This window comes from Methylomonas rhizoryzae (assembly GCF_008632455.1).
Lineage (GTDB): Bacteria > Pseudomonadota > Gammaproteobacteria > Methylococcales > Methylomonadaceae > Methylomonas > Methylomonas rhizoryzae.
Genome location: NZ_CP043929.1, coordinates 3899800 through 3922348 on the forward strand (window position 1 = coordinate 3899800; position 22549 = coordinate 3922348).

At 53.0% G+C, this 22549-nt stretch carries 19 protein-coding genes; 13 read left to right on the forward strand and 6 right to left on the reverse strand.

The genetic code is table 11. The annotated features are described in order from the left end of the window. Nucleotides 1–990, forward strand: a complete 990-nt coding sequence (locus F1E05_RS17290) for an efflux RND transporter periplasmic adaptor subunit (protein ID WP_150050662.1) — start codon at nucleotides 1–3, stop codon at nucleotides 988–990. On the opposite strand, the gene F1E05_RS17295 is transcribed toward F1E05_RS17290, so the two are convergent. Together F1E05_RS17295 and F1E05_RS17300 are read right to left on the reverse strand one after the other, a co-directional pair. Then, a complete protein-coding gene (locus F1E05_RS17295) occupies nucleotides 987–2045 on the reverse strand; it encodes an MJ1255/VC2487 family glycosyltransferase (RefSeq protein WP_150052069.1) in 1059 nt (352 codons plus the stop codon). The genes F1E05_RS17290 and F1E05_RS17295 overlap by 4 nt on opposite strands. After that, complete coding sequence (locus F1E05_RS17300; protein ID WP_150050664.1) at nucleotides 2045–2566, reverse strand: phosphatase PAP2 family protein; 522 nt, start codon at nucleotides 2564–2566, stop codon at nucleotides 2045–2047. Before F1E05_RS17300 ends, F1E05_RS17295 begins: the two co-directional genes overlap by 1 nt. A gap of 241 nt (nucleotides 2567–2807) precedes the next feature. On the opposite strand from F1E05_RS17300, the gene F1E05_RS17305 reads away from it, so the two are divergent. From F1E05_RS17305 to F1E05_RS17325, 5 genes are all read left to right on the forward strand, one after another. Then, nucleotides 2808–4265, forward strand: coding sequence for a TrkH family potassium uptake protein (locus tag F1E05_RS17305; RefSeq protein ID WP_150050666.1), 1458 nt, complete (start codon nucleotides 2808–2810; stop codon nucleotides 4263–4265). A 74-nt stretch (nucleotides 4266–4339) separates the two neighbouring features. After that, the gene (gene secF, locus F1E05_RS17310) at nucleotides 4340–5266 is read left to right on the forward strand and encodes a protein translocase subunit SecF (RefSeq protein ID WP_150050668.1); all 927 of its coding nucleotides are present in this window, start codon (nucleotides 4340–4342) and stop codon (nucleotides 5264–5266) included. A gap of 241 nt (nucleotides 5267–5507) precedes the next feature. Further along, on the forward strand, nucleotides 5508–9176 hold the full coding sequence (locus F1E05_RS17315; protein WP_150050670.1) for a pyridine nucleotide-disulfide oxidoreductase: 3669 nt from the start codon (nucleotides 5508–5510) through the stop codon (nucleotides 9174–9176). A gap of 155 nt (nucleotides 9177–9331) precedes the next feature. After that, nucleotides 9332–11419, forward strand: a complete 2088-nt coding sequence (locus F1E05_RS17320; RefSeq protein ID WP_150050672.1) for a cation:proton antiporter — start codon at nucleotides 9332–9334, stop codon at nucleotides 11417–11419. A gap of 385 nt (nucleotides 11420–11804) precedes the next feature. Next, complete coding sequence (locus F1E05_RS17325) at nucleotides 11805–12014, forward strand: cold-shock protein (RefSeq protein WP_150050674.1); 210 nt, start codon at nucleotides 11805–11807, stop codon at nucleotides 12012–12014. 301 nt (nucleotides 12015–12315) lie between these two features. Here F1E05_RS17325 and rimO read toward each other — a convergent pair whose 3' ends face one another. Genes rimO through F1E05_RS17345 form a run of 4 tightly spaced genes read right to left on the reverse strand, consistent with a single transcriptional unit; the run spans nucleotide 12316 to nucleotide 14599 of the window. Further along, nucleotides 12316–13632, reverse strand: a complete 1317-nt coding sequence (gene rimO / locus F1E05_RS17330) for a 30S ribosomal protein S12 methylthiotransferase RimO (RefSeq protein WP_150050676.1) — start codon at nucleotides 13630–13632, stop codon at nucleotides 12316–12318. 27 nt (nucleotides 13633–13659) lie between these two features. Then, complete coding sequence (locus F1E05_RS17335) at nucleotides 13660–13992, reverse strand: TusE/DsrC/DsvC family sulfur relay protein (protein WP_150050678.1); 333 nt, start codon at nucleotides 13990–13992, stop codon at nucleotides 13660–13662. After that, nucleotides 13983–14276, reverse strand: a complete 294-nt coding sequence (locus F1E05_RS17340; protein ID WP_150050680.1) for a DsrH/TusB family sulfur metabolism protein — start codon at nucleotides 14274–14276, stop codon at nucleotides 13983–13985. The genes F1E05_RS17335 and F1E05_RS17340 overlap by 10 nt, the downstream gene beginning before the upstream one ends. A 2-nt stretch (nucleotides 14277–14278) precedes the next feature. Beyond that, nucleotides 14279–14599, reverse strand: a complete 321-nt coding sequence (locus tag F1E05_RS17345; RefSeq protein WP_150050682.1) for a DMT family transporter — start codon at nucleotides 14597–14599, stop codon at nucleotides 14279–14281. An 81-nt stretch (nucleotides 14600–14680) separates the two neighbouring features. On the opposite strand from F1E05_RS17345, the gene F1E05_RS17350 reads away from it, so the two are divergent. The 7 genes from F1E05_RS17350 (at nucleotide 14681) to F1E05_RS17380 (ending at nucleotide 22547) form a co-directional block, all read left to right on the forward strand. After that, nucleotides 14681–15430 (forward strand): flagellar brake protein, encoded by a 750-nt coding sequence (locus F1E05_RS17350; protein ID WP_150050684.1) that lies wholly within the window; start codon nucleotides 14681–14683, stop codon nucleotides 15428–15430. Between the two features lie 78 nt (nucleotides 15431–15508). Further along, nucleotides 15509–18955, forward strand: a complete 3447-nt coding sequence (mfd, locus tag F1E05_RS17355; RefSeq protein ID WP_150050686.1) for a transcription-repair coupling factor — start codon at nucleotides 15509–15511, stop codon at nucleotides 18953–18955. A gap of 228 nt (nucleotides 18956–19183) precedes the next feature. Next, nucleotides 19184–19780, forward strand: a complete 597-nt coding sequence (locus F1E05_RS17360) for a GspH/FimT family pseudopilin (RefSeq protein WP_150052071.1) — start codon at nucleotides 19184–19186, stop codon at nucleotides 19778–19780. A gap of 149 nt (nucleotides 19781–19929) precedes the next feature. Beyond that, nucleotides 19930–20508 (forward strand): GspH/FimT family pseudopilin, encoded by a 579-nt coding sequence (locus tag F1E05_RS17365; RefSeq protein WP_150052073.1) that lies wholly within the window; start codon nucleotides 19930–19932, stop codon nucleotides 20506–20508. Nucleotide 20509: 1 nt separating this feature from the next. Then, nucleotides 20510–20953, forward strand: coding sequence for a type IV pilus modification protein PilV (gene pilV, locus F1E05_RS17370; RefSeq protein WP_150050688.1), 444 nt, complete (start codon nucleotides 20510–20512; stop codon nucleotides 20951–20953). Next, a complete protein-coding gene (locus F1E05_RS17375) occupies nucleotides 20950–21990 on the forward strand; it encodes a PilW family protein (protein WP_150050690.1) in 1041 nt (346 codons plus the stop codon). Before pilV ends, F1E05_RS17375 begins: the two co-directional genes overlap by 4 nt. After that, nucleotides 21987–22547 (forward strand): pilus assembly PilX family protein, encoded by a 561-nt coding sequence (locus F1E05_RS17380; RefSeq protein ID WP_150050692.1) that lies wholly within the window; start codon nucleotides 21987–21989, stop codon nucleotides 22545–22547. The genes F1E05_RS17375 and F1E05_RS17380 overlap by 4 nt, the downstream gene beginning before the upstream one ends. Nucleotides 22548–22549: the final 2 nt, after the last annotated feature.

A 22549-nucleotide genomic window follows, 5' to 3' on the forward strand; every position in this document is an offset into this window, starting at 1 on the left:
ATGTTGGTTAAATCCGCCGTAATAACACTATTGGCCGTGCTGCTTAGCCGCGGCCCGGTTAGTTACGCCGATGACGACGAGGCGCCGGCCGCCGCATCCGAAAACGCCAGCACCGATTTACGCCAGCTGGCGGGCATTAAAACCCAAGCCTTAGCAGCCGCAAGCCAAGCACCGGAAACCACGGCCTTCGGCAGCGTCATCAACCTGGAGCCCTTGCTGACCTTTCGCCAGCAATTGTTGCAGGAACAAGCCGTGCAAAGCAGCGCACAAGCTCGCTACCGCGCATCGGACGCCAATTTAGCCAGAACCCGGGATTTGCACAGTCACGACATCGTGTCCACCCGCCGCTTGCAAGAGCAGCAAGCCCAATGGCAAAGCGATCAGGCCAATTTAGCCGCTACGGGCTACCGCCGGCAGAATCTACTCTCCGCCAGTCGCTTGCAGTGGGGCGATACACTGACGGCGTGGTTCGCCGAGCCCGACGGCAAACAGATAGCGCCGTTTCTGGTCCAGCGCCGCCAATTGCTCATCATTAGTCTGCCGCCCAACTCATCGCTACCGGACAACACCCAAGACATCGCCGTGGCACAACACGGCGACCGTACCCAAGCCATTACGGCGCATCTAATCGGCCCAGCTCCCCAGGCCGACCCCTTGACCCAAGGCCGTCAATATTTCTGCTTCACCGAACAACAAAACCTGCCTTACGGCGCCCGAGTGACTGCTTGGATCAAGCGCGGCAATCAGGCGAGTCAAGGCGTATGGATTCCGGAATCCGCCGTCGTCTGGCATTTAGGTCAAGCCTTTGTGTTTGTCCAAAGCGCGGCAGGCCAATTCGTCCGCCGCTTGTTACCGACCTTGACGCCGGGCGCCAACGGGTATTTTGCCGGCGAACCGTTCTCGCCCGGCGAAGAGATCGTGGTTCAAGGCGCGCAAACCATGTTGTCGCAAGAGTTGAAAAACCTGATACCCGACGAAGATAAGGACTAAGCGGTATGTCCCGGTTTATGCCGGATTTGCAAAACTTCCACACTGTTCCAGACATTCTCCACGAAATCCATATCCATGGCCGGCATGCCGTCGTGTAACCACTGCACCAACACCTTCGCGACGTTGGGGTAAGTAACGTGTACGGCATGCGGATTGTGCAGCCAGTCTTCTATCACCGCGCTGTCCAGTTCATACATGGTATGTCCGTAACCCAATTGCACCAGCGCCGCCGCGTTGGAAATTTGCTCCATTTGCGCGTGCAAGGGCTTGGCAAGGATTTTTTTGCCAAGCTGCAAGGATTCGCTGGCCAATTCGAAACCGGCGTTGCTGATAATGCCGGCGCAATCGTACAAGTCGCGCTGAAACCCTTCCCGGGACAAGGCTTTGAATTGCACGTGCGAATATTTGGAATCAATGACGTCCGGCGAATAGACGTGAAAGCGAAAGTTCTCGAACGGACATAAGTGCTGGAGTACCTTGTGCGGATTTTCGAACGGCAAATACACCAAAATCTTGTCCGCCTGAATTTTCTCCGGAAAATTCGGCGTCTCTATGATGGGCGGCAAGATCGGTTGACCGAAATGATGCCAATGCAAACCGACACCGATGTCGGCCGGCGCGAAATATTTCATTACTTGTTCCGCCAAGGGATCGGAACCCTGGCGCGGCACTTGATGGCCGAACGCATACTGGTGGCCTATGCCTATCACTGTTTTTCTTTGCCGTTTTGCCGCCCAAGCGGTGACGGGCTCAAAGTCGCTGATCACCAAATCGTAAGCGCGCAAATCCAGGCGGTTGACGTCTGTGACAAAGCGGATAGGCTTGGCTTGCAGTGCGGTTTTCAAATACGACACCTGGCCGTTGCTGGTATTAAAGGTTAATCCTTCCCTAACCTGATAACCATTGAACACCTCCATGTCGAAATACTTGTCCGCCGGCCGGCCGGTAAATTGAAAGGTAACATCGAAGCCGGCTTTAAATAACTCGCGCGCCATCACCCGGGCACGGGTGATGTGTCCGTTACCGGTGCCTTGGACACCGTAAAAAATTTTCATCATAGAATGCTATTAAGACTGATAAACGCAGTAAACGAGCCTAACACCGCCCCCATCAGGGTATCGGTAGGGAAATGCACGCCCAGCACCACGCGGGAAAAACCGATAGCTAAAGCCCAGGCGTATAACCCCGGCGCTAGTGCCGGAAAAAAATAACTGACCATGGTTGCCACCATAAAGGCGGCGGAAGTATGGCCCGACGGAAAACTAAATTGATCCGAAGGGGTAATGACGCTACGAAAGCCGGTTAATGCCTGTTGCGGCCTATTCCGTTTAAAGCCGTTTTTCAACAGAAAATACAGCGGTCTTTCCAGCAAAAAGCCCAAAACCATGACTTGCAATAAAGGATCGCTCACCCCGTGCTGCCACAGCAGCAGGGCTGCCAGCAACACGTACAGTAGACCGTCCGCCGTCTTGGACAAGCGCCGGCAGAACGCAGCCAAGCCGGCATGCAAGGCGCTGTTGGTCAAACTGGTAAATAACCGGACGTCGTAATTGTGTATGGTATACATCAGTTTCATGTCAGTACTCCGCTTAGCGTGCCGCACCCCGTTGCGGCAACTGGAAAACCCATTTTTTCCGTAATTTTCTATTTCTCCGGATGTGTGCTAAGCGTAATCCCACAAGATGACGAGCAAATGACTGTTGTTTTACCGTTATATGACGGCGCGAATTTATGCGAATGTTTGCTACAATCCCCACCCCTGCCAACCATTACCAATCTGGTCGCCAGCCGCGTTTTTTCGGCAAAAACAGGCCCCTATGCAACGATTTTGTACTTTAGGCTTCGTGTTAGGCCTGATCTTGATGATTTTCGGGTTGACCTACACCCTGCCGATTGCGGCTTCGCTTTATTTCGGCGACGGCATGACCGAACATTTTCTGCGCGGCATGTCCTTGAACATAGGCATAGGCGGCACCTTAGCCGGAGCGACCATGCGTTACCGCGGGGATTTGCGGAATCGCGACGGCTATTTATTGGTGGCGTTTTTTTGGCTGTTGATGGCATCCGCCGCCACCTTACCCTTGCTGTGGGGCATGCCGGGCTTGTCGTTTACCGACGCTTTTTTCGAAACCATGTCCGGATTCACCACTACCGGGGCAACCGTATTAGTGGGGTTGGACAATCTGGCACCGTCGCTGAATCTTTGGCGGCACGAATTGAACTGGATAGGCGGGCTGGGGATTATCGTGTTGGCCGTAGCGATTTTGCCGTTATTGGGCGTCGGCGGCATGCAGCTGTATAAAGCGGAAATTCCCGGCCCGGTTAAAGACAGCAAGCTGACCCCGCGCATCACCGAAACCGCCCGCTTGTTATGGCTGGTCTATGCCGGTTACACCCTGCTGTGTAGCGTATGTTTGTACGTCGCCGGCATGACCTGGTTCGACGCGATTTGCCATGCCTTTTCCACGCTATCGCTGGGCGGCTTTTCCACCCACGACGCCAGCATAGGTTATTACGACTCGCCGGCGATAGAACTGGTGATTACGGTATTCATGTTAATCGGCGCAACCAATTTCGCCACCCATTACTCCGCCATTCATTGCAAAAGCACCAAAGCGTATTCCCAAGACCCGGAATTCATGCCCATGCTAGGTCTTTTAACCGGTAGCATCCTGCTATGCGCGTTTCATATTGAACATTTCGCCGTTTATCCGGATTTTCTCACCGGTTTACGCTACATCACCTTCAATTTAGTCTCGATCGCCACCGATGCCGGATTCACCAACGACGATTTCGACAAATGGCCGCCGTTTATTCCCTGGTGGATGCTGTTTCTCAGCTGCATCACCATTTGTACCGGCTCAACCGGCGGCGGCATCAAAATGTTTCGTGCCTTGCTTTTATTCAAACAAGCGGGCCGGGAAATGTTCAAAATCCTGCATCCGCGCGCCGTCAATCCAATCCGCATCGGCAACACCGTCATCGCCAATAAGATCATCTTCGCGGTGCTGGCGTTTATTTTCTTGTACTTCATTTCCGTGGTGGTAATGACCTTTGCGCTGATATTTACCGGCATGGACCCCATTTCCGCCCTCAGTGCGGTTTTAGCGTGTATCAACAACGCCGGCCCGGGTTTGAACAGCGTAGGCCCCTCGACAAACTACGCGCATTTAAACGATTTTCAAACCTGGATTTGCGCCGTAACCATGTTGCTCGGACGCTTGGAGGTTTTTACCCTGGTCGTGCTTTTTACCCCTACTTTCTGGAAAAAATAGTACAATTCAACAATTTGGCTCTTGACCATAGAATCAAAGCCTACGTGGTTTTACTTCACTGATAGGATTCGTGCATGCAAACCGTTTCCCAACTCGATTTCTTAGGCAAGCGCAAGCTGGCATTCATTTTTTCCGGCCTGTTGGTCGCCGCCTCCATTCTCTCGTTATGCATTAACGGCTTGAATTTAGGCATAGATTTTACCGGCGGCAGCGTATACGAAATGCATTTCAACCAATCGGTGGATTTGACCAAGATGCGCGATAGCTTAGCCGAACGCGGCTTTGCCGACGCCAACGTGCAACATTTCGGCAGTTCCGAAGAAGTATTGGTGCGATTAAAACCCATTACCGCCGTTAACCAGCAACAACTGGGTCAGCAAGTATTGGATGCGGCCAACGCCAGCCAGACGCAACCCGGCGAATTGCGGCGGGTGGAATTCGTCGGCCCGCAGGTCGGAGACGAATTGCTGGACGACGGCGGCCTTGCGCTGCTGTTCGCTTTCATCGGCGTGATGATTTACGTTAGCGTGCGCTTCGAATGGAAATTCTCGGTCGGCGCGGTCCTCGCATTGGTTCACGACTCGGTTATCACCCTGGGATTTTTTTCCGTCTTCGGCTGGGAATTCGACATGACCGTGTTGTCCGCACTGTTAGCGATTATCGGTTATTCGATTAACGACACCATCGTCGTTTACGACAGAATCCGGGAGAATTTCCGCTCCAGCCGGGTAAGCAGCGTGGATGAAGTCACCAATGTCGCGTTGAACGAAACCTTGAGCCGCACCCTGCTGACCTCGTTCACCGTGTTCTTGACCGTGCTGGCATTGGTATTTTTAGGCGGAAAAACCATACACGGTTTTTCTGTCGCGATGCTGATAGGCGTCGTGGTCGGTACTTATTCCTCCATCTACGTCGCCAGTGCAATTGCCCTCGCGCTAGGCTTGAATAAAGACGACGTAATGGAAATACAGCGCGATAACACTATCGAAGATTTACCCTAACGCGCATGAACGCATGACAAGCCCCCCCGGCCAATGAAAAGCATTGATAACGGGACCGACGCTCCATCGCAATTCGAAGGGCTATTCGCGACGAGAACGCTCCCCTACGATGATTTTCAGAGTAATAACATCCCAAATTGCCTAAGCCTTGGCGGCGGCCACGGAACCACCGTCCACCCCAAGGCATAGCGTAAAGCCAGCATTGTTTTCCATCCCTCTTCTTAACTTAAGGAACAAGTCCATGTCACAGCATCCCAACACCAGTCAATTTACTCAACTGTCCCTGGGCCTGCCCGGATTCGACTATCAGGATCTGCACGACGCTCAGCGCTTGCAAGACCTGATGACGACGTTCGACGATTCGGTCAAGCAGCACGCCCCCGAGCTGTTCGCGGAGCTTAGCGCCTACCGCGCCTGCGGCGGCGAAGGCATGAAGCCCGAAGCCGTGTCGGAACTTTTAGTTAAATTGGCGCCTTTGGTTGGTACCTTCGTGGCTCGCTTGTTCAATGTAACCGATGTACGCGAGCAACAAATCGGCAAAATCGGCGACGAATTCGACAGCATCTTCGTCTACCGCACCGAAATCGTCGGCAAATTGGCCAGCCGTTTCAAAGGCCAAACATGCGACGGCTGGAACTTAACCGAATTACAAGGGCAGTTGGAAGCTTTAATAAGCGCAACCGCCAAACAAACCGTGTTCGCCCAAGACCCTGAACTTGCCGTCGCGCAACTGGGCGCCGAATTGTGGCAGTTGTCGCAGCAAGCCGAGCTAAGCGAAGCGGACGTAGCCGTACTCAAAAGTCGCATAGCCGAATTTCCGGCCCTGAATGTCAACTACGACAGCGCTAGCAGCTTGATCGGCGGCTTGCTGGACATCGTCTGGCGCTGGAGTTTCGCCGCCAAACAAGCCCCGGAATTACAAGCCTTAGTCAAAAAATGGCTCAGTTTTAAAATTGCCGAGAAGACCGATTTGGACAACTTGGTCCATCACGACTCGGTTGAACAGTCCGGCTACCGGGTATGGGCTTGCGGCGAACACGAACACCGGCGCCGCGACGGTTTCGCCTTGACCGATAAACGCTTCAATCAGCGCCAAACCTTGTACGAAGTCGACCATTGCATTTATTGCCACGACCGCGACAACGACTCCTGTTCCAAAGGCATCAAAAACAAAAAAGACGGCACGTTCAAAGCCAATCATCTGGGCTCGTTGATGACCGGTTGCCCGCTGCAGGAAAAAATCTCCGAAATGCACTTGGTCAAGCGTCAGGGCGACAACATCGGCGCGCTGGCGATGATCATCATCGACAACCCGATGTGCCCCGGCACCGGCCACAGGATTTGCAACGACTGCATGCGCGGCTGTATCTATCAAAAAACCGAGGCAGTCAACATTCCGCAAATCGAGACCAACGTCCTGACCGACGTGTTGTTCATGCCGTGGGGATTCGAAATTTACAGCCTGTTGACCCGCTGGAACCCCCTAAACGTCAAACGCCCGGTCGCCTTGCCTTACAACGGCAAAAACGTGCTGATCGCCGGCATGGGACCGGCCGGCTACACCCTGGCCCATTACCTGTTGAACGAAGGCTTCGGCGTGGTCGGCATAGACGGCCTGAAAATAGAACCGCTACCCCTGCATTTGACCGGCGACCGCAACAACGCCCCAATGCCGATTTTGGACTTTAAGGAGCTGTACGACGATCTGGACAAACGCATCATGCTGGGCTTCGGCGGCGTGGCCGAGTACGGCATCACCGTGCGCTGGGATAAAAACTTTCTAAAAGTCATTTACCTGACCTTGCTGCGCCGCAATGCGTTTAAATGTTACGGCGGCGTGCGTTTCGGCGGCACCGTCAGCATAGACGAGGCCTGGGAGTTGGGTTTCGACCATATCGCCATCGCTAGCGGCGCCGGCAAACCGACGGTCATCGATCTGAAAAACAACATGATCCGCGGCATTCGCAAAGCTTCGGACTTTTTGATGGGCTTGCAATTGACCGGCGCGGCCAAAGAAACCTCGCTGGCCAACCTGCAAGTCCGGATGCCGTGCGGCGTCATCGGCGGCGGCCTGACCGCTATCGACACCGCCACCGAATTGTTGGCCTATTATCCGTTGCAAGTCAGCAAAATCACCAAGCGCTACGACAAACTGGTCGCGCAATACGGTGAAACCGAAGTACGCAGCCGTTACGACGCCGAAGAACTGGAAATCCTGGAAGAATTTTTAGCGCACGGCCGCATCATAGAAGCCGAACGCACCCGCGCCGCCGCAGCCGGCGAAACCCCGGATTTTCTGCCGTTTTTGAAACAGTGGGGCGGCGTCACCCTGTTTTACCGCAAAGGCATCAAAGACTCGCCCGCTTACCGGCAAAACCACGAGGAAATCCACGAAGCCCTGTCGGAAGGCATTTATCTGGCCGAAGGCATGAGCCCCTTGGAAGCCGTCGAAGACCCATACGGCCATCTAAAGGCAGTCCGCTTCGAAAAACTGGAATTACAAGACGGCAAATGGCGTAAAACCGACGAAGTCGAGGTCGGCTTGCGCGGCTTGTTCATTGCCGCCGGCACCGCGCCCAACACGATTTACCAAAGCGAACACCCGCGCACCTTCCAAATGGAAGGCAAATTCTACAAACGCCACGAACCGGAATGGCTGGACGGCAAAGCGGCATTGGTAGCGATGGCCGACGAAGCCCAGGTAAAAGTCGGCAAACCGGCGCCTTTTACCTCGTATTGCAGCGAAGACCGCTACATCAGTTTCTACGGCGACAACCACCCGGTTTATGCCGGCAACGTGGTAAAAGCCATGGCTAGCGCCAAAGACGGCTATCCCTATGTGGTAAAGCTGTTTGCTGACGAATTGGCCGCGCTGGACCCGGCCGAACAAAACGAACGCAACGCCCGATTGCACGCTTTGCAAGACTCGCTGGACGGTTATTTCAAAGCCCACGTGGTTGAAGTCAACCGCTTGACCCCAACCATCATCGAAGTCGTGATCAAAGCGCCGGCAGCCGCCAAAAATTTCGAGCCCGGCCAGTTTTACCGGGTACAAAACTTCGAATCCCTGGCTCCCGTGGTCGAGGGCACCGCCTTGGCGGCCGAGGGCTTGGCCCTGACCGGCGCCTGGGTGGATAAAGAACGGGGCTTGGTGTCCTTGATCGCCTTGGAAATGGGCAGTTCCAGCCGCTTGTGCGCCACCTGGAAGGCCGGCGACCCTTTGGTATTGATGGGCGTCACCGGCGCACCGACCGAGATCCCCACCGGCAAAACCGTACTGTTGTTGGGCGGCGGCTTGGGTAACGCAGTGCTGTTCTCCATCGGTAAAGCCATGCGCGCAGCCGGCAACAAAGTGCTGTATTTCGCCGGCTATCGCAACCGTGCCGATTTGTTCAAAGTCGCCGAAATCGAGGAAGCCTCGGACGTCATCGTCTGGGCCGTCGATAATCGCCCCGGTAACGAAGCGATTCCGGTCACCCGCCCACAGGATAAAACCTTCGTCGGCAACATCGTCGAGGCCATGATCGCATACGCCGAGGGCCAGCTGGGCGAAACCCAAGTTCGGCTGCAAGACGTGGAACATTTGATCGTCATAGGCTCGGACAAAATGATGGCCGCCGTCAAAGCGGCCCGTTTCGGCGTGCTAAAACCCTATCTCAAGGAAGGCCACGAAGCGGTAGGCTCGATCAACTCGCCGATGCAATGCATGATGAAAGGGGTTTGCGCGCAATGTATGTGCAAGCACGTCGATCCGGACAGCGGCGAAGAAAGTTTCATGTACTCTTGCTACAACCAGGACCAAGCGCTGGACTACGTCGACTTTCCAAATCTGGCCGCCCGCTTGCGGCAAAATACCGTGCAGGAAAAACTATCATCCTTGTGGTTGACTTACTTGCTGGAGCAAGCCTGATCAACCTATCGGTAAGCGCTACTAACGGCGCCGAGCACCGAGCACCGGCAGCGAACTATACTGTCCGGTAAGTGCCTAAGGCAGTTGCGGAACCTAGAGGTATCGCAACTGCCTTATTGCTTTGATGATATAACTCTTATCTCGATGAAGGGCTTATGAAGCTCGACGTATTTTTGTCTTTATTCAGTTTGATGTTAATTTCGCTGGCGGTTTTCATGCTGTCGAAAAAACTCAAGCTACCTTACACCGTGTTGCTGGTGATCGCCGGCTCGCTGCTGGTTCCGTTGTCTCATATCGAATTATTTTCATTCATTACCAGTTTCGAGCTCACGCCGGAATTGTTGTTTTTCGTGTTTTTGCCGATCTTGATTTTCGAATCGGCCTACAACATGAATATCCGCCACGTCACCGAAAACATCTACTCGATCGGCTTGTTGGCAGTCGTCGGGCTACTCGTATCCACTCTGTTCATCGGCATCGCCGGCTTTTACGCCTTCGAAACGGCTGGATTCGACGTCCCCATGCTGGTATTGCTGTTGTTCGGCGCCATCATTTCGTCGACCGACCCGGTAGCCGTCCTCGCCTTGTTTAAGGAGTACGGCGCTCCGCAACGGCTAACCCTGATATTCGAAGGGGAAAGCTTGTTTAACGACGCCACCGGTTTCGCCGCTTTTTTAGTGACCCTGGATTTGATGCTCAAAGGCTTCCACGGCTTCGACTCCGTATGGACGGCCTTGTTTTCCTTTTCCACCATGTTGTTGGGCGGCATTCTGTTTGGCCTGATCATGGGCTTTTTGTTCGCAAAATTGATCGAACGCGTCCACGGTAACGAGCACCTGGAAATCACGCTGACGCTGCTAGTCGCCCATTTCACCTTCATACTGACCGAAGTCATTTCCGAACATCTGCAAATTGCCGGTCAGGAAATCCGCTTGTCGTCCATCATCGCTACCTTGACCGCATCCATGGTCATCGGCAATTTCGGCCGCTACAAAATGTCCGCCGACGTCGAAGAATACATGGAGAAGTTCTGGAGTTACTTCGCTTTCGTCACCAACTCCCTGGTATTCATTTTGATGGGCTTGCTGTTCGCCGACTTGGCGATCGACTTGAATATCGCCTTACTGCCTATTTTATTAGGTATCGCCACCGTCGTCGTCGGCCGGGCTGTTTCGGTATACCCCTTGCTTTGGTTGTTGAACCGGACCGGTAAAGAACGACCGATTCCCAGCAACTGGATGCATCTACTCGCCTGGGGAAGCTTACGCGGTTCATTGGCGGTAATCATGGTGCTGTTGATTCCCGACGATTTGACCGTGTCCGGCTGGCACTTCAATTTCAGCGTCAAAGACTTTGTCGCCGCGGTGACCATAGGCAGCATTTATTTCACCCTGCTGGTCAAAGCCACCACGATAGGCAAAGTCATGCGCGCCCTAGGCATCGATGCTTTAACCCCCATGGAGCAGGTGGGCTATCACAAGAGTAAGGCGCAAATTTACGACAAGTCGCTGGATAAATTGGAAGAACTGTTGCAAGACCAGCAACTGACCCCTAAGCAATACGAAAAACTGAAAAGCCGCTACCAAAGCTTGTACCAAATCGCTTGCCTGGAGTGCAAAAACGCCATCGGCGAGTCCGATACCTTAATTGAAGATATGTTGCGCACCTATGCCTTGGGCGTAGAAAAAGAAGCGCTTAAAGACATATTTCTGCGCGGCGAAATCGAGGAAAAAACCTATAAAAAAATCAGCAACATGCTGAGCATACAAACCGAGCGCATCAAACGCGGTCAGCAACAAGTCCATTCTATCGACGAAAACTTCCCTATCGACAGCTTGGACCGTTTCGTATCCATTGTCAGCCACCTAGTATTTTGGCGCGATTATCAAGTCAAACCGGAGGAAATTTACCGTTACTATCGCGCTTTGAAAAAAATCAGCAACGAAGTGCTGAAGGAGTTGGACGCGGTGGAAAACTCCAGCCTTAGAGAAGTATTCGACGACAAAGCCGCGTTAGAAAACCTGCGCAATCTATTCCGCGCTATCCGCGACAATACCCATGAAAAAATGGAAGCGGTTATTCGTGAAAACGAAGAAATTTTAAGCCGCTTGAACGAAGCCACTACCCTGCAATCTTTATCGGTTTTAAGGGAAGAAACCTTGGAAAAATTGCACAAAAACGAAATCATCACCAGCAAGCTGTATATTCTATTAAAGCACGAACTGGAGCAAAGCGGCCTTTAATCCCCCGTTTTGCCTCAAGTCGGGCGATGAACCAGCTTGAGGCAAAAAGCCGCCCTCTTCCCCCGAATCCGAACGCCGTCATCCGCCGCGCCCGGCCGGTCAATATAACTAAGAAGCTAGACAGTTAGCTTAAACGCCGCCTCGAAACCGGCCGATAATAAACAAACGATTTTGCCGAAATTTAAAAAAAATCGCCCTTAGGGCGTGTCACCCAACCTTAACACACAGAATCCATCTTTTTTCTTGGACTATCGATATTGCTATGTATAATTAACCCTGATTTAGCTCGGTAATCGTTGTCGCTACAGATGTGCCTACTTCTACCTGCTTTATTCAACACCCGTAACAACCCGCCGGCGACGGCAATTTTGTAAAAGAGAGATTTATGTCAGCACAAGTAGAAGGTAAAGTGAAATGGTTCAACGATGAAAAAGGCTTCGGCTTCATCGAACAAGACGGCGGCAAAGACGTATTCGTTCATTTCAGCGCCATTAACGGCTCAGGCCGTAAAACCTTGAAAGAAGGCCAAAAAGTGACCATGGAAGTGACTAACGGTCAAAAAGGCCTGCAAGCCGAAAACGTTACCCCGCTGTAATCGCTTCGCCTTGTAATTTCTGAGCCACTGCGGCTAATAGCCGCAGTGGTCAAGCTACTGGTCCTGCCCCTCGCCTGCAGGTTCAGCAAACTTAAACCATGGGCTGTTGACTGAGGCGATGCCTGCGCCTTATTGACGGTCGGGATTTTGCTGCTGACGTATTGAGCAGAGCGCGGCTTTTTTTGCCCCCTCTTTACTTAAGGGGGCAAAATCTAAGGTGCTAACCACACTACAAGTTCTTCGCGCCATTCGCCCTGTCGTGGCGACCATACCGGAAAAGCGTTAACGACATCCGCACAGACTAATCGGCGCACAATCTGGCCCACAAGTCGTATTCGTCCGCGTCTTCAATTTGCACCCTAACAAAATCACCCACCTGCAAATGGGTAGCTCCATCAATGAATACCTGACCGTCGATTTCAGGCGCATCGCTCCTGCTGCGCGCGACCGCACCTTCTTCCACTACTTCGTCGACTAACACCGTCTCTATTTTGCCGATTCGTCTCAGCAATCGCGCGGCACTGATTTGCGCTTGATGTTGCATGAAGCGCTCCAAACGCTGTTGCTTGACATCTTCGGCTACTGCACCGGGCAATGCGTTAGCCGCCGCGCCTTTCACCGGTGAATAAGCAAAACATCCCACTCTATCCAACTGCGCTTCGGACAGAAACTGCAGCAACTCCTCAAAATCCTGTTCGGTTTCCCCCGGAAAACCGACGATGAAAGTACTGCGTATGGTCAAATCGGGGCAAACTTGTCGCCAAGCACGAATCCGTTCCAAATTGTTTTCAGCCGCCGCCGGCCGGCGCATCGCTTTCAACACCCGGGAGTTAGCGTGCTGAAAAGGAATATCCAAATACGGCAAGATTTTTCTGTCCGCCATCAGCGGAATCACCTCGTCGACATGGGGATAGGGATAAACGTAATGCATCCGCACCCAAATGCCCAATTCACCCAAAGCCGCAGCCAGATCGTAAAAACGGGTTTGCCGTTCCAGTCCGCGCCAGATAGCAGGTTGATACTTCAAATCCAATCCGTAAGCACTGGTATCTTGCGAAACGATCAGCAACTCTTTAACACCCGCATTCGCCAGATTTTCGGCCTCTTGCATCACACCGTCGATAGGCCGGCTAAGCAAGTCGCCGCGCATGGAGGGAATGATGCAGAACGTGCAACGGTGATTGCAACCTTCGGAAATTTTAAGATAGGCATAGTGCTTAGGGGTTAATTTAATGCCTTGCGGCGGCAGCAAATCCATAAAAGGGTTATGTGCCGGCGGCAAATGCTGATGAACCGCATCGACCACTTCCTCGGTAGCGTGCGCCCCTGTAATTTTCAAAACCTGCGGATGTCTGGCCAAAATTTCATCTTGACGCGCGCCCAAACACCCGGTGACGATGACTTTGCCGTTTTCGGCCAAGGCTTCGCCTATGCTATCCAAGGATTCCTCGACCGCCGCGTCTATAAATCCGCAGGTATTGACGATAACCAAATCCGAGTCTTTATAGTTAGGCGCAATCGAATAGCCCTCGCTACGCAACCGGGTCAATATCTGTTCGCTATCGACCAAGGCTTTTGGACAACCCAAACTAATAAAACCTACGCGCGGATTCCTCATTTGTGACTCTCAAAAAAGTTATAAGGGCTAAAGACAGGTTGGCGGCTTCGGCAAACCCGCCAATTTACAAGCATATTTCAGCGGCCCTTGCGGAAACAGTGTTTGCAGGTAGCGACTCGCCGCTTTTTCGTCGCCCAATTGTTTGCGGATTGCCGCGGCGAACATGCGCGCATTGGGAAGATGTTTGAATTGGCTGTAATAGTTGCGGATGAAATACAGGATTTCCCAATGTTCCTCGCCGATTTCAATGCCGTCCGCGCAAGCCAGCGCCTCGGCTACTTGACGATTCCAGGCGCTGCAATCGCGCAAGAAGCCATCATCGGTCGTTTCCAAACTTAGGCCATCGACTATCAACACCATGTGGCAATCACCGGATTTTGTTCCGTCAGTACCACCAACTCGCCGTAATCTATGGCCTCAACGCCGGTCAACAATTGATCTAAAGCGATACCGTTAACCGTTAACCAATCTTGTAAGGCATAAATCCGGCATGTCAATCCTAACAAATGCAAAACTTTTGGATTATCGGCATGTCCCCGGAAAGCGGCCCAAACCGCGCTGCCTTGCAATAACACATCGTCTCCGGCTGCAACGCGCAGCATCACCTCATCGGACAATGACGCCTGTGCCAGCAAATGCAGCATGACTATTCGACGTGGGTCAATTTCAAACCCGCAATACCGACAACAATCAGCAAGATAGAAACCAACCGGATCCAATCGGCGGACTCTTTGAACATCACTATACCGATTACGGCAACTCCGACCGCCCCCATCCCCGTCCAAACCGCATAAGCAGTACCCAACGGCAAGCTTTTAAGAGAAAGCATCAACAAATAAAAGCTGCCCGCCCCGGAAAAACAAGTCAAAACGCTAGGCCATAATTTACTGAAACCTTCGTTATACTTAAGGCTCAACGCGAAGACGATTTCCGAACACCCCGCACTGAACAATAACAACCACCCCATTCGGTTTTCCTAATCATGCAGAAACATCCAGGCTATTTTACAATACCGGGTCTATCAAACCGTAATTTTTAGCCGCCGCCGATGTCCACCGAATCCGATTACGTTGTCAAAAATGCCAAGCTGGTATTCAGCCACTTCAGCGAATTAGTCAGTAGAAAGTGTTTGATCAGCGCACACTTCGGCGATCGAAATACCTCGTTCCTGACGACCATCGTCAACCTGGACAAAAACAACAATAGCCTTAGCCTGGACTGCGGCCCAAACGACAGCATTGATCAGCAATTGCTGGCGTCCGGCAAAGTGCTGTTTCGTACCGAAGTGGAAGGAATCAAAGTCTCCTTCAGCGGCAAAGGCATTAAAAAAACCCGCGAGGACGACGAATGGGTATTATCGATGCCCATTCCGGAAGCGATTTTCTGGATGCAGCGCCGGCAATTTTATCGGGTAAAAATCCCTTTATCCCATACGGAAAGTTATTGCCGTCTCAAACTGGTTACATCTAACGAAAACGAGGAAACCGTCGAACAGTCCGTGATATTCCCCTTGTACGACCTCAGCGTCAGCGGGATGGCGTTTTTGAACGCCGATGCTAAGTGGGCCGCCCAACTGCAGCCGGACTGTCGCTTCACCGAATGCGAATTACATTTGCATAACGGCAATCACGGTAACATCAGCTTTGTGATTAAAAACAACGTCGAAACCAAAACCAGTGCGACCACCACCAAAAACCGAATAGGCTGTTTATTCGAAAACGTGCCGACCAGCTTCGAAACCAATATATTGCGTTACATGCAAGAAATCGAAATTCAACAGAAAAATGTCAACCATTAATTAAAACGCCCGTCATTCATCCCGGCGGTTACCCAACCTCCAAACTGCCAACTAATACCCGCAACGCAACAACCTTTAATGTCTTATACCTCGTTTCCGATCCCGCCCATTCCTCGTAGCAACGAGGCCGTTAGCGCTTGGCAAGGCCACGCCGCCTGCAGCCAATCATTGACACTGGCAAACGCCATCCGCTCCGAAAAACGCTTGTTCGTCGTGATCGCGCCGGATAGTAACTGTGCCCTGCGCTTGGAGCAGGAACTGGGTTTCTTCTTAAACGATTGCATCCCGATATTGCAATTTCCGGATTGGGAAACCTTACCTTACGACGTATTCTCGCCGCTACCGGAAATCATTTCCGACAGGCTACGCACCCTGGCCCTGCTCCCGGAAACCAAGCACGGCGTATTGATCGTCCCCGTCTCTACCTTGATGCACCGGCTGGCACCGCGCGAACACGTGCTGGCGCATACCTTTTCCATTGAAATCAACGGCACGTTAAATCTGGAATTGACCCGCGCGAAATTGGAAGCGGTCGGCTACCAGTGCGTGTCCCAAGTGTATCAACACGGCGAATTTGCGGTGCGCGGCTCGATTATGGACCTGTTTCCCATGGGCTCCAAACAGCCGTATCGCATCGAACTGTTCGACGACGAAGTCGAATCCATTCGCAGCTTCGATCCGGAAACTCAGATGTCGAAAGACAAGATGTCCAAGGTCGAACTATACCCCGCACGCGAGTTTCCGTTTACCGACGACGCCGTCAAACGCTTTCGTCAGGCCTTTCGCGAACAATTTCCCAACGCATCGGCCAAAAACAATCTCTATCAAGACGTCTCCAAACAAATCGCCCCGGCCGGGATCGAATACTACCTGCCGTTATTCGTCGAACATACCGAATCCATATTCGCCTATTTGCCGCAGTCGGCGTTATTGGTTTTGCCCGGCGAATTCGACACCGCGCTCGACCGATTTTACGCCGAAGCCCAAGAACGTTATCGGCAACGCAACTTCGACGTCGAACGCCCCTTGCTGCCGCCGCAGCGATTGTTCCTGACGACCGCAGAAACCCTTGCGCACACGCAACGTTTCGCCCGCGTCCGTTTCGACACGTCAACGAGCATCGAAACGGCGGAAGCGCCGCTGCCGAATCTGACCATCGACAACCGACTCAAAGAACCGGCCCACGCCTTACGCCAATTCATCGAAAATTTTTCCGGCAAAATTTTATTCGCGGCCGAAACCGCGGGCTACCGGGAAAGCCTGCTGGACAAGTTAAAAAGCGTAAAACTGACAAGCAAACCGGTACAAAACTGGCAGGAATTCCTACAAAGCGAACACAAAGTCTGCATTACCGTCGCGCCGCTGGAACAAGGCTTGATTCTCCGCGACCCGCCGCTCGCCATTATCGTCGAAAGCCAACTGAGCGGCGAAAAAGCCCAACAACGCAGGCGCCGACAAAAATCGGCATCGCGCAACCTGGAAAACATCTTCAATAACCTGGACGAGCTGAGCATAGGCTCGCCGGTCGTCCACCGGGAACACGGTGTCGGCCGCTATCTAGGGCTACAAACTTTGAACGTCGGCGGTATAGACGCCGAATTTCTAATGCTGGGTTATGCCGGCGGCGACAAAATCTACGTTCCGGTATCGTCGTTGCAATTAATCGGCCGTTACAGCGGCGTCAGCGCGGAAAGCGCGCCTCTGCACAAATTAGGCAGCGAACAATGGAGTAAAGCCAAACAAAAGGCCCTGGAGCGGGCGCGCGACGTCGCGGCCGAACTGCTGGACATTCACGCCAAACGCGCCGCCCGGGAAGGCTACGCGTTCAACATCGACGACGGCGATTACAACGCTTTTTGTGCGGCATTTCCTTTCGAAGAAACGCCGGACCAAATCAGTGCCATCGACGCCATCGTGCAAGATATGGCCTCGCCTCATCCCATGGACCGGGTGGTATGCGGCGACGTCGGCTTTGGCAAAACCGAAGTGGCGATGCGCGCCGCTTTCGTAGCGGTACAAAACGGCAAACAAGTCGCCGTTCTGGTTCCGACCACCTTGCTTGCCCAACAGCATTACCAAAATTTCCGCGACCGCTTTGCGGATTGGCCGATACGCGTAGAAGTCATGTCGCGTTTCGTGACCGCGAAACAGCAAAAATCCATCATAGACGAACTCGCGGCCGGCAAAGTCGACATCATCATAGGCACACATAAGTTGCTGTCCAAGGACTTGCAATACCAGGCATTGGGCCTGGTCATCATCGACGAGGAGCATCGCTTCGGCGTCACCCAGAAAGAGCACTTTAAAAAACTGCGCTGCGAACTGGACTTGTTAACCCTGACCGCCACGCCGATTCCGCGCACCCTCAACATGGCCATGTCCGGCTTGCGCGATATTTCCATTATCGCCACCCCGCCGCCCAATCGGCACGCGATCAAAACATTTATCACCGAATGGATAGATTCCCAAATCCAAGAGGCTTGCCAAAGGGAAATCAAGCGCGGCGGACAAGTATTTTTCTTGCACAACGACGTCAAAACTATGGAAAAAATGGCCGGAGAGCTGGGCGTGTTAGTACCGGAAGCCCGTATCCAAATTGCTCACGGACAAATGGCGGAACGCGAACTGGAGCGCATCATGTTGGACTTTTACCATCAACGCTTCAATTTGCTGATTGCCACCACCATCATCGAAAGCGGCATCGACATCCCCAGCGCCAACACGATTGTCATCAATCGCGCCGACAAACTCGGCTTGGCGCAATTGCACCAACTACGCGGCCGGGTGGGCCGTTCGCACCACCGCGCTTACGCCTACTGTATCGTCCCGCCTAAAACCTTGATGACCGCGGATGCCGTCAAACGCCTGGAAGCCTTTGAAACTTCCGGCGAACTGGGCGCCGGCTTTATGCTGTCTTCACACGACATGGAAATTCGCGGCGCCGGCGAATTGCTGGGCGACGAGCAAAGCGGACAAATGCAGGAAATCGGTTTCACGCTGTACACCGAATTATTGGAGCGCGCCGTCGCTGCATTGCGCTCCGGACGACAACCGGAATTGGAGATTCCGTTAGAACTGGGGCCGGAGGTCGATTTACAAATTGCCGCATTAATTCCGGAAGATTATCTGCCGGATATTCATGCTCGCCTGGTGCTGTACAAGCGCATCGCCAGCGCGGAAACCGAAGAAGACTTGCGTAAATTAAAAATCGAGATGATAGACCGCTTCGGCCTTTTGCCCGATCCGGTCAAGGCATTGTTCGCCGTTACCGAACTTAAACAGCTGGCCGCGCCGCTGGGCATCAAGAAAATCGAAGCGTCCGCCAAAACCGGACGCTTGGTGTTTAGCAGTTCGTCGCATATCGACACCGGCGAGCTGATCTCGCTGATTCAAACCCAAACCGCGCTATACAAATTCGACGGCGCCGATAAGCTACGATTTAACCGGACCTTCGACGATCTGGAAAGCAAAGTCGCTTTCCTACAACAATTGCTGTTGCGCCTAACGCCGAAAGATGCACCGTAGCTAAAACAATGGTTTACGTCAAACTCACGGATAATCGCCAAAAGCATCATGAACAGCGCCATGGAAATAAACAAACGCTAAACCAGCCCAGACTGCTAACAAAGCTCTTAATTCGCCTTCGCATAAAATAAATCGACAAAAGCCGATATTTACGCTATTTTCTAGCCATGCAGAGCATGGCGGACCTAAAGTCGCCTCATATTACAACCTAGCAATGAAGGGTGTACTATGTCCAAATTATTCGGCCTTGGCGTTAGGCGAAACAATCGCACCGGCTTCAGTCTCACCGAATTGATAGCGACTGTGGCAATAGCCTCAATCCTGTTGACATTGGCTTTGCCTAGCCTTAGCGCAATAGTCGTCAACAACCAACTATCCGCAACCGCCAACGAATTTTTGGCGGCTCTGAACCTGGCCCGCAGCGAAGCGATCAAACGCGGTCAATACGTGGTAATGCGCAAGACCGGCAGCAATTGGGAAGACGGCTGGCAGATTTTCATCGACCTCAAACGGGATTCAACGGAGAGTAAAAACGCCTTCGACGCCGAGAGCGACATCCTGCTAAAAACCTACCCCGGTTTGAACGATGGCTACACCTTGCGCGGCAACAACAGTAGATTTCAATCTTACGTCGGCTATCAACCGAACGGCAGCAGCAACGGCATGGGGAGTTTCGCCCTTTGTAAGAACCAGCAACTGCAAGGCACAAAATTGCTGATCGTCAACCTGGTAGGCCGCCCCAGGATTGCTACGGACAGCGACCGCGACGGCATCCCCGAAAAAGACTCCGGACAGGACATCACTTCATGCATGTCCGGATTTTGACCCGGCAGGTATTTCGTGGCTTGCCGCAAATCTTATACGCTCTGTGTTGAATTTCACATTCCCCGATCCCTGCCTATACTAGCATCTTGATCAGGGGTAGGCGCTTATCCGCTTATCGAACCGGGCTCATCGAATTTAGGAGGAAAGACATGCCGATCAGGCAAAGCGGGGTAACTTTGATCGAACTGATGATCGCCGTTGCGGTTGCCTCCGTATTGCTGAGCATGGCTATTCCCAGCTTCAAACAAACCATCGTCGGCAACCGCTTGTCCACCATAAACAATGAATTTTTCGCTGCGCTGAATTTTATCCGGGCCGAAGCCATTAGGAGCGGGCATAAAGCGGCCATTTGCAAAAGCCCGGAAACCACCTCGCCAAGAACCTGCTCGACCTCGGCGAGCGAATATTGGGAACAAGGCTGGATTGCCTATGTGGACAGCAACAACAACGGCAGCTTGGATAGCACCGAAATTCTGAAAGTCTGGCCGGCGCTTCCGAATCAATACACCCTGCGCAGTTCCGCCTTTCCACACATCATCTGGTACGACCCCAGGGGCGCCACGTCCGGCAACGGTAATTTCGCCGCCTGCCATAACAGTGACGAAGAAAGCGCCAAAGCCGTCATTATTACGCCGTTACGGCCCCGTATCGCGGTTGACAATAGCAGCGATACCGACCACATCCCGGAAACCGATAACGGAAACCTTACCAGTTGCGAGTCCCCCTAGTATGCGCCCTGTACATCGCCAACCTCAGCTAGGTTTCTCTTTACTGGAAGTGTTGATCGCCGTATTGATTCTATCCTTCGGCCTGCTTGGCATTGCCGCGCTACAGACCAATGCCCTCAAAAATAACCAAAGCGCCTTTCAACGCAGCCAAGCCACAATGCTGGCGTATTACATGCTGGACGCCATGCGAGCCAACCGCGATGCCGCCATGATTGCGTCTTACAACTTGAGCAAAACCTGTTCCGCCCCCGCCACCGGTTCTTTGATCACAAACGACCAAGCGGCCTGGATTTCCGCCCTTAAAACCAATTTGGGCAACCTGAACAGTACCTGCGGCGAAATTACCTGCAACGTAACCAGCTGCACCGTGAAAGTCTATTGGGACGACAGTCGCGGCCTCGGCGGCGCCAGCACCCAAACCGTGGAAATCAAAACCCGACTATGAATAAAACCTACGTCCCCAACTCCCCCCAAGCGGGATTCAGTTTGATCGAGCTAATGATCGCGATGATGCTGGGCCTGTTTTTGATCGGCGGCGTCGTCAGCGTGTTTTTATCCAATCGGGCGGTTTATCGGCAAAACGAGAACCTGTCTCGCATGCAGGAAAGCGCCCGCTATGCCTTCGAAGTGATTGCCCGCGATTTGCGCGAAGCCGGCGGCATACCGTGCGGCAGCAACCTGCCGACCGCCAACGTTTTGCTCGGTGCCGGCACCACTTGGTGGGCCAACTGGGGAGAAGGTTTGCACGGCTACGAAGGCACCGAAGTACTGCCGGCCAAAGCGATCGGCACCAGCACCGCCTCGAGAGTGTCCGGTACCGACGCGGTGGCGATATTAAGCGGCACGGCGTTTAACGGCACCACAGTCACCGACCATAATCCGACCGCCGCCGAATTCAAAGTCAATACCACGGAACACGAAATCGTCGACGGCGACGTCATTTTAGTGTGCGACTTTAAGCAAGCCGCCATTTTTCAAACCACCAACGCCAATTCCAGCAACGTTACCATCGTACACAATACTGGCGGTTCACAATCGCCGGGTAATTGCAGCAAGGGCCTGGGCGTGAAGCCGGACTTGTCTACTGATTGCAGCTCCACCAACGGCACATCCTATTCTTTCGAGGACGGCGGCATTCTGACCAAGTTGTCCTCTAACGCTTGGTATATAGGCTACAACAGCCGCGGCGGTAAATCCTTATATAAGGTGAAGATGTTTAACAGCGGCGGTAATGCCATCACTCAGGCCGACGAAGTCGCCGAAGGCATCACCGACATGCAGCTGCAATACTTAGCCAAAGACGCCAGCGGCAACTTGGCCAGCGACTACGTAGACGCAACCAGCATCACGGATTGGAAGCTCGTGGTCGCGATCAGATTGGTATTCACCTTGCAATCACTCGAGAACGTAGCGACCGGCGCCGCACAACCCTTAACGCGCACCTGGAATGCAACGATCACCGTCAGGAATCGGCAGTCATGAAATCGATAAGCTCAATGGCGAGCAAGCAACGCGGCGTGGCCTTGTTTGTGTCGTTAATGTTACTGGTCATCACCACGTTGATAGGGGTTGCCGGCATTCGAACGGTCACGTTAGAAGAAAAAATGGCCGCAAACAGCTTCGACCGCAATTTAGCCTTCCAAGCCGCCGAAGCCGCATTACGCGAAGCGGAAAAGTACGCGGAAGACAATAAACCTACGCCATCTTATACCGATAGCACCGCCAACAGTTGCCCCACCAGCCCGAACGTGATCAACAACTGCACGAACGGCATCTGCCCGAAAGCCGACAGCGATTGTACCCCGCGTTGGGAAAGCGCGTCCGGCTTTACCGGCTGGACCAATGCCAGCGCCAGCTTGGGAACCCTGGCAGGCAACGCCCCCCAATATTTTATCGAATACTTGGGTAGCGAATTTCAATGCACCGACGGCGGCGCCTCCGATCCCAAGAACTGTAAACGTTACCGAATTACCGCGCGCAGCAATCCGGGAACAGGGCGGGCCACCGTCATGCTCCAGTCGATTTACGCCACCAACTAACG

Excerpts from the sequence above, each read along its gene's own strand:
- secF (WP_150050668.1), top strand. The coding sequence starts at position 4,340 with ATGCAAACCGTTTCCCAACTCGATTTCTTAGGCAAGCGCAAGCTGGCA.
- F1E05_RS17315 (WP_150050670.1), top strand. The coding sequence starts at position 5,508 with ATGTCACAGCATCCCAACACCAGTCAATTTACTCAACTGTCCCTGGGC.
- F1E05_RS17290 (WP_150050662.1), top strand. The coding sequence starts at position 1 with ATGTTGGTTAAATCCGCCGTAATAACACTATTGGCCGTGCTGCTTAGC.
- F1E05_RS17360 (WP_150052071.1), top strand. The coding sequence starts at position 19,184 with ATGTCCAAATTATTCGGCCTTGGCGTTAGGCGAAACAATCGCACCGGC.
- F1E05_RS17320 (WP_150050672.1), top strand. The coding sequence starts at position 9,332 with ATGAAGCTCGACGTATTTTTGTCTTTATTCAGTTTGATGTTAATTTCG.
- F1E05_RS17300 (WP_150050664.1), bottom strand. The coding sequence starts at position 2,566 with ATGAAACTGATGTATACCATACACAATTACGACGTCCGGTTATTTACC.
- F1E05_RS17380 (WP_150050692.1), top strand. The coding sequence starts at position 21,987 with ATGAAATCGATAAGCTCAATGGCGAGCAAGCAACGCGGCGTGGCCTTG.
- F1E05_RS17340 (WP_150050680.1), bottom strand. The coding sequence starts at position 14,276 with ATGCTGCATTTGCTGGCACAGGCGTCATTGTCCGATGAGGTGATGCTG.
- F1E05_RS17305 (WP_150050666.1), top strand. The coding sequence starts at position 2,808 with ATGCAACGATTTTGTACTTTAGGCTTCGTGTTAGGCCTGATCTTGATG.
- F1E05_RS17345 (WP_150050682.1), bottom strand. The coding sequence starts at position 14,599 with ATGGGGTGGTTGTTATTGTTCAGTGCGGGGTGTTCGGAAATCGTCTTC.
- F1E05_RS17335 (WP_150050678.1), bottom strand. The coding sequence starts at position 13,992 with ATGGTGTTGATAGTCGATGGCCTAAGTTTGGAAACGACCGATGATGGC.
- F1E05_RS17365 (WP_150052073.1), top strand. The coding sequence starts at position 19,930 with ATGCCGATCAGGCAAAGCGGGGTAACTTTGATCGAACTGATGATCGCC.
- F1E05_RS17375 (WP_150050690.1), top strand. The coding sequence starts at position 20,950 with ATGAATAAAACCTACGTCCCCAACTCCCCCCAAGCGGGATTCAGTTTG.
- mfd (WP_150050686.1), top strand. The coding sequence starts at position 15,509 with ATGTCTTATACCTCGTTTCCGATCCCGCCCATTCCTCGTAGCAACGAG.
- F1E05_RS17325 (WP_150050674.1), top strand. The coding sequence starts at position 11,805 with ATGTCAGCACAAGTAGAAGGTAAAGTGAAATGGTTCAACGATGAAAAA.
- F1E05_RS17295 (WP_150052069.1), bottom strand. The coding sequence starts at position 2,045 with ATGAAAATTTTTTACGGTGTCCAAGGCACCGGTAACGGACACATCACC.
- rimO (WP_150050676.1), bottom strand. The coding sequence starts at position 13,632 with ATGAGGAATCCGCGCGTAGGTTTTATTAGTTTGGGTTGTCCAAAAGCC.
- F1E05_RS17350 (WP_150050684.1), top strand. The coding sequence starts at position 14,681 with ATGTCCACCGAATCCGATTACGTTGTCAAAAATGCCAAGCTGGTATTC.
- pilV (WP_150050688.1), top strand. The coding sequence starts at position 20,510 with ATGCGCCCTGTACATCGCCAACCTCAGCTAGGTTTCTCTTTACTGGAA.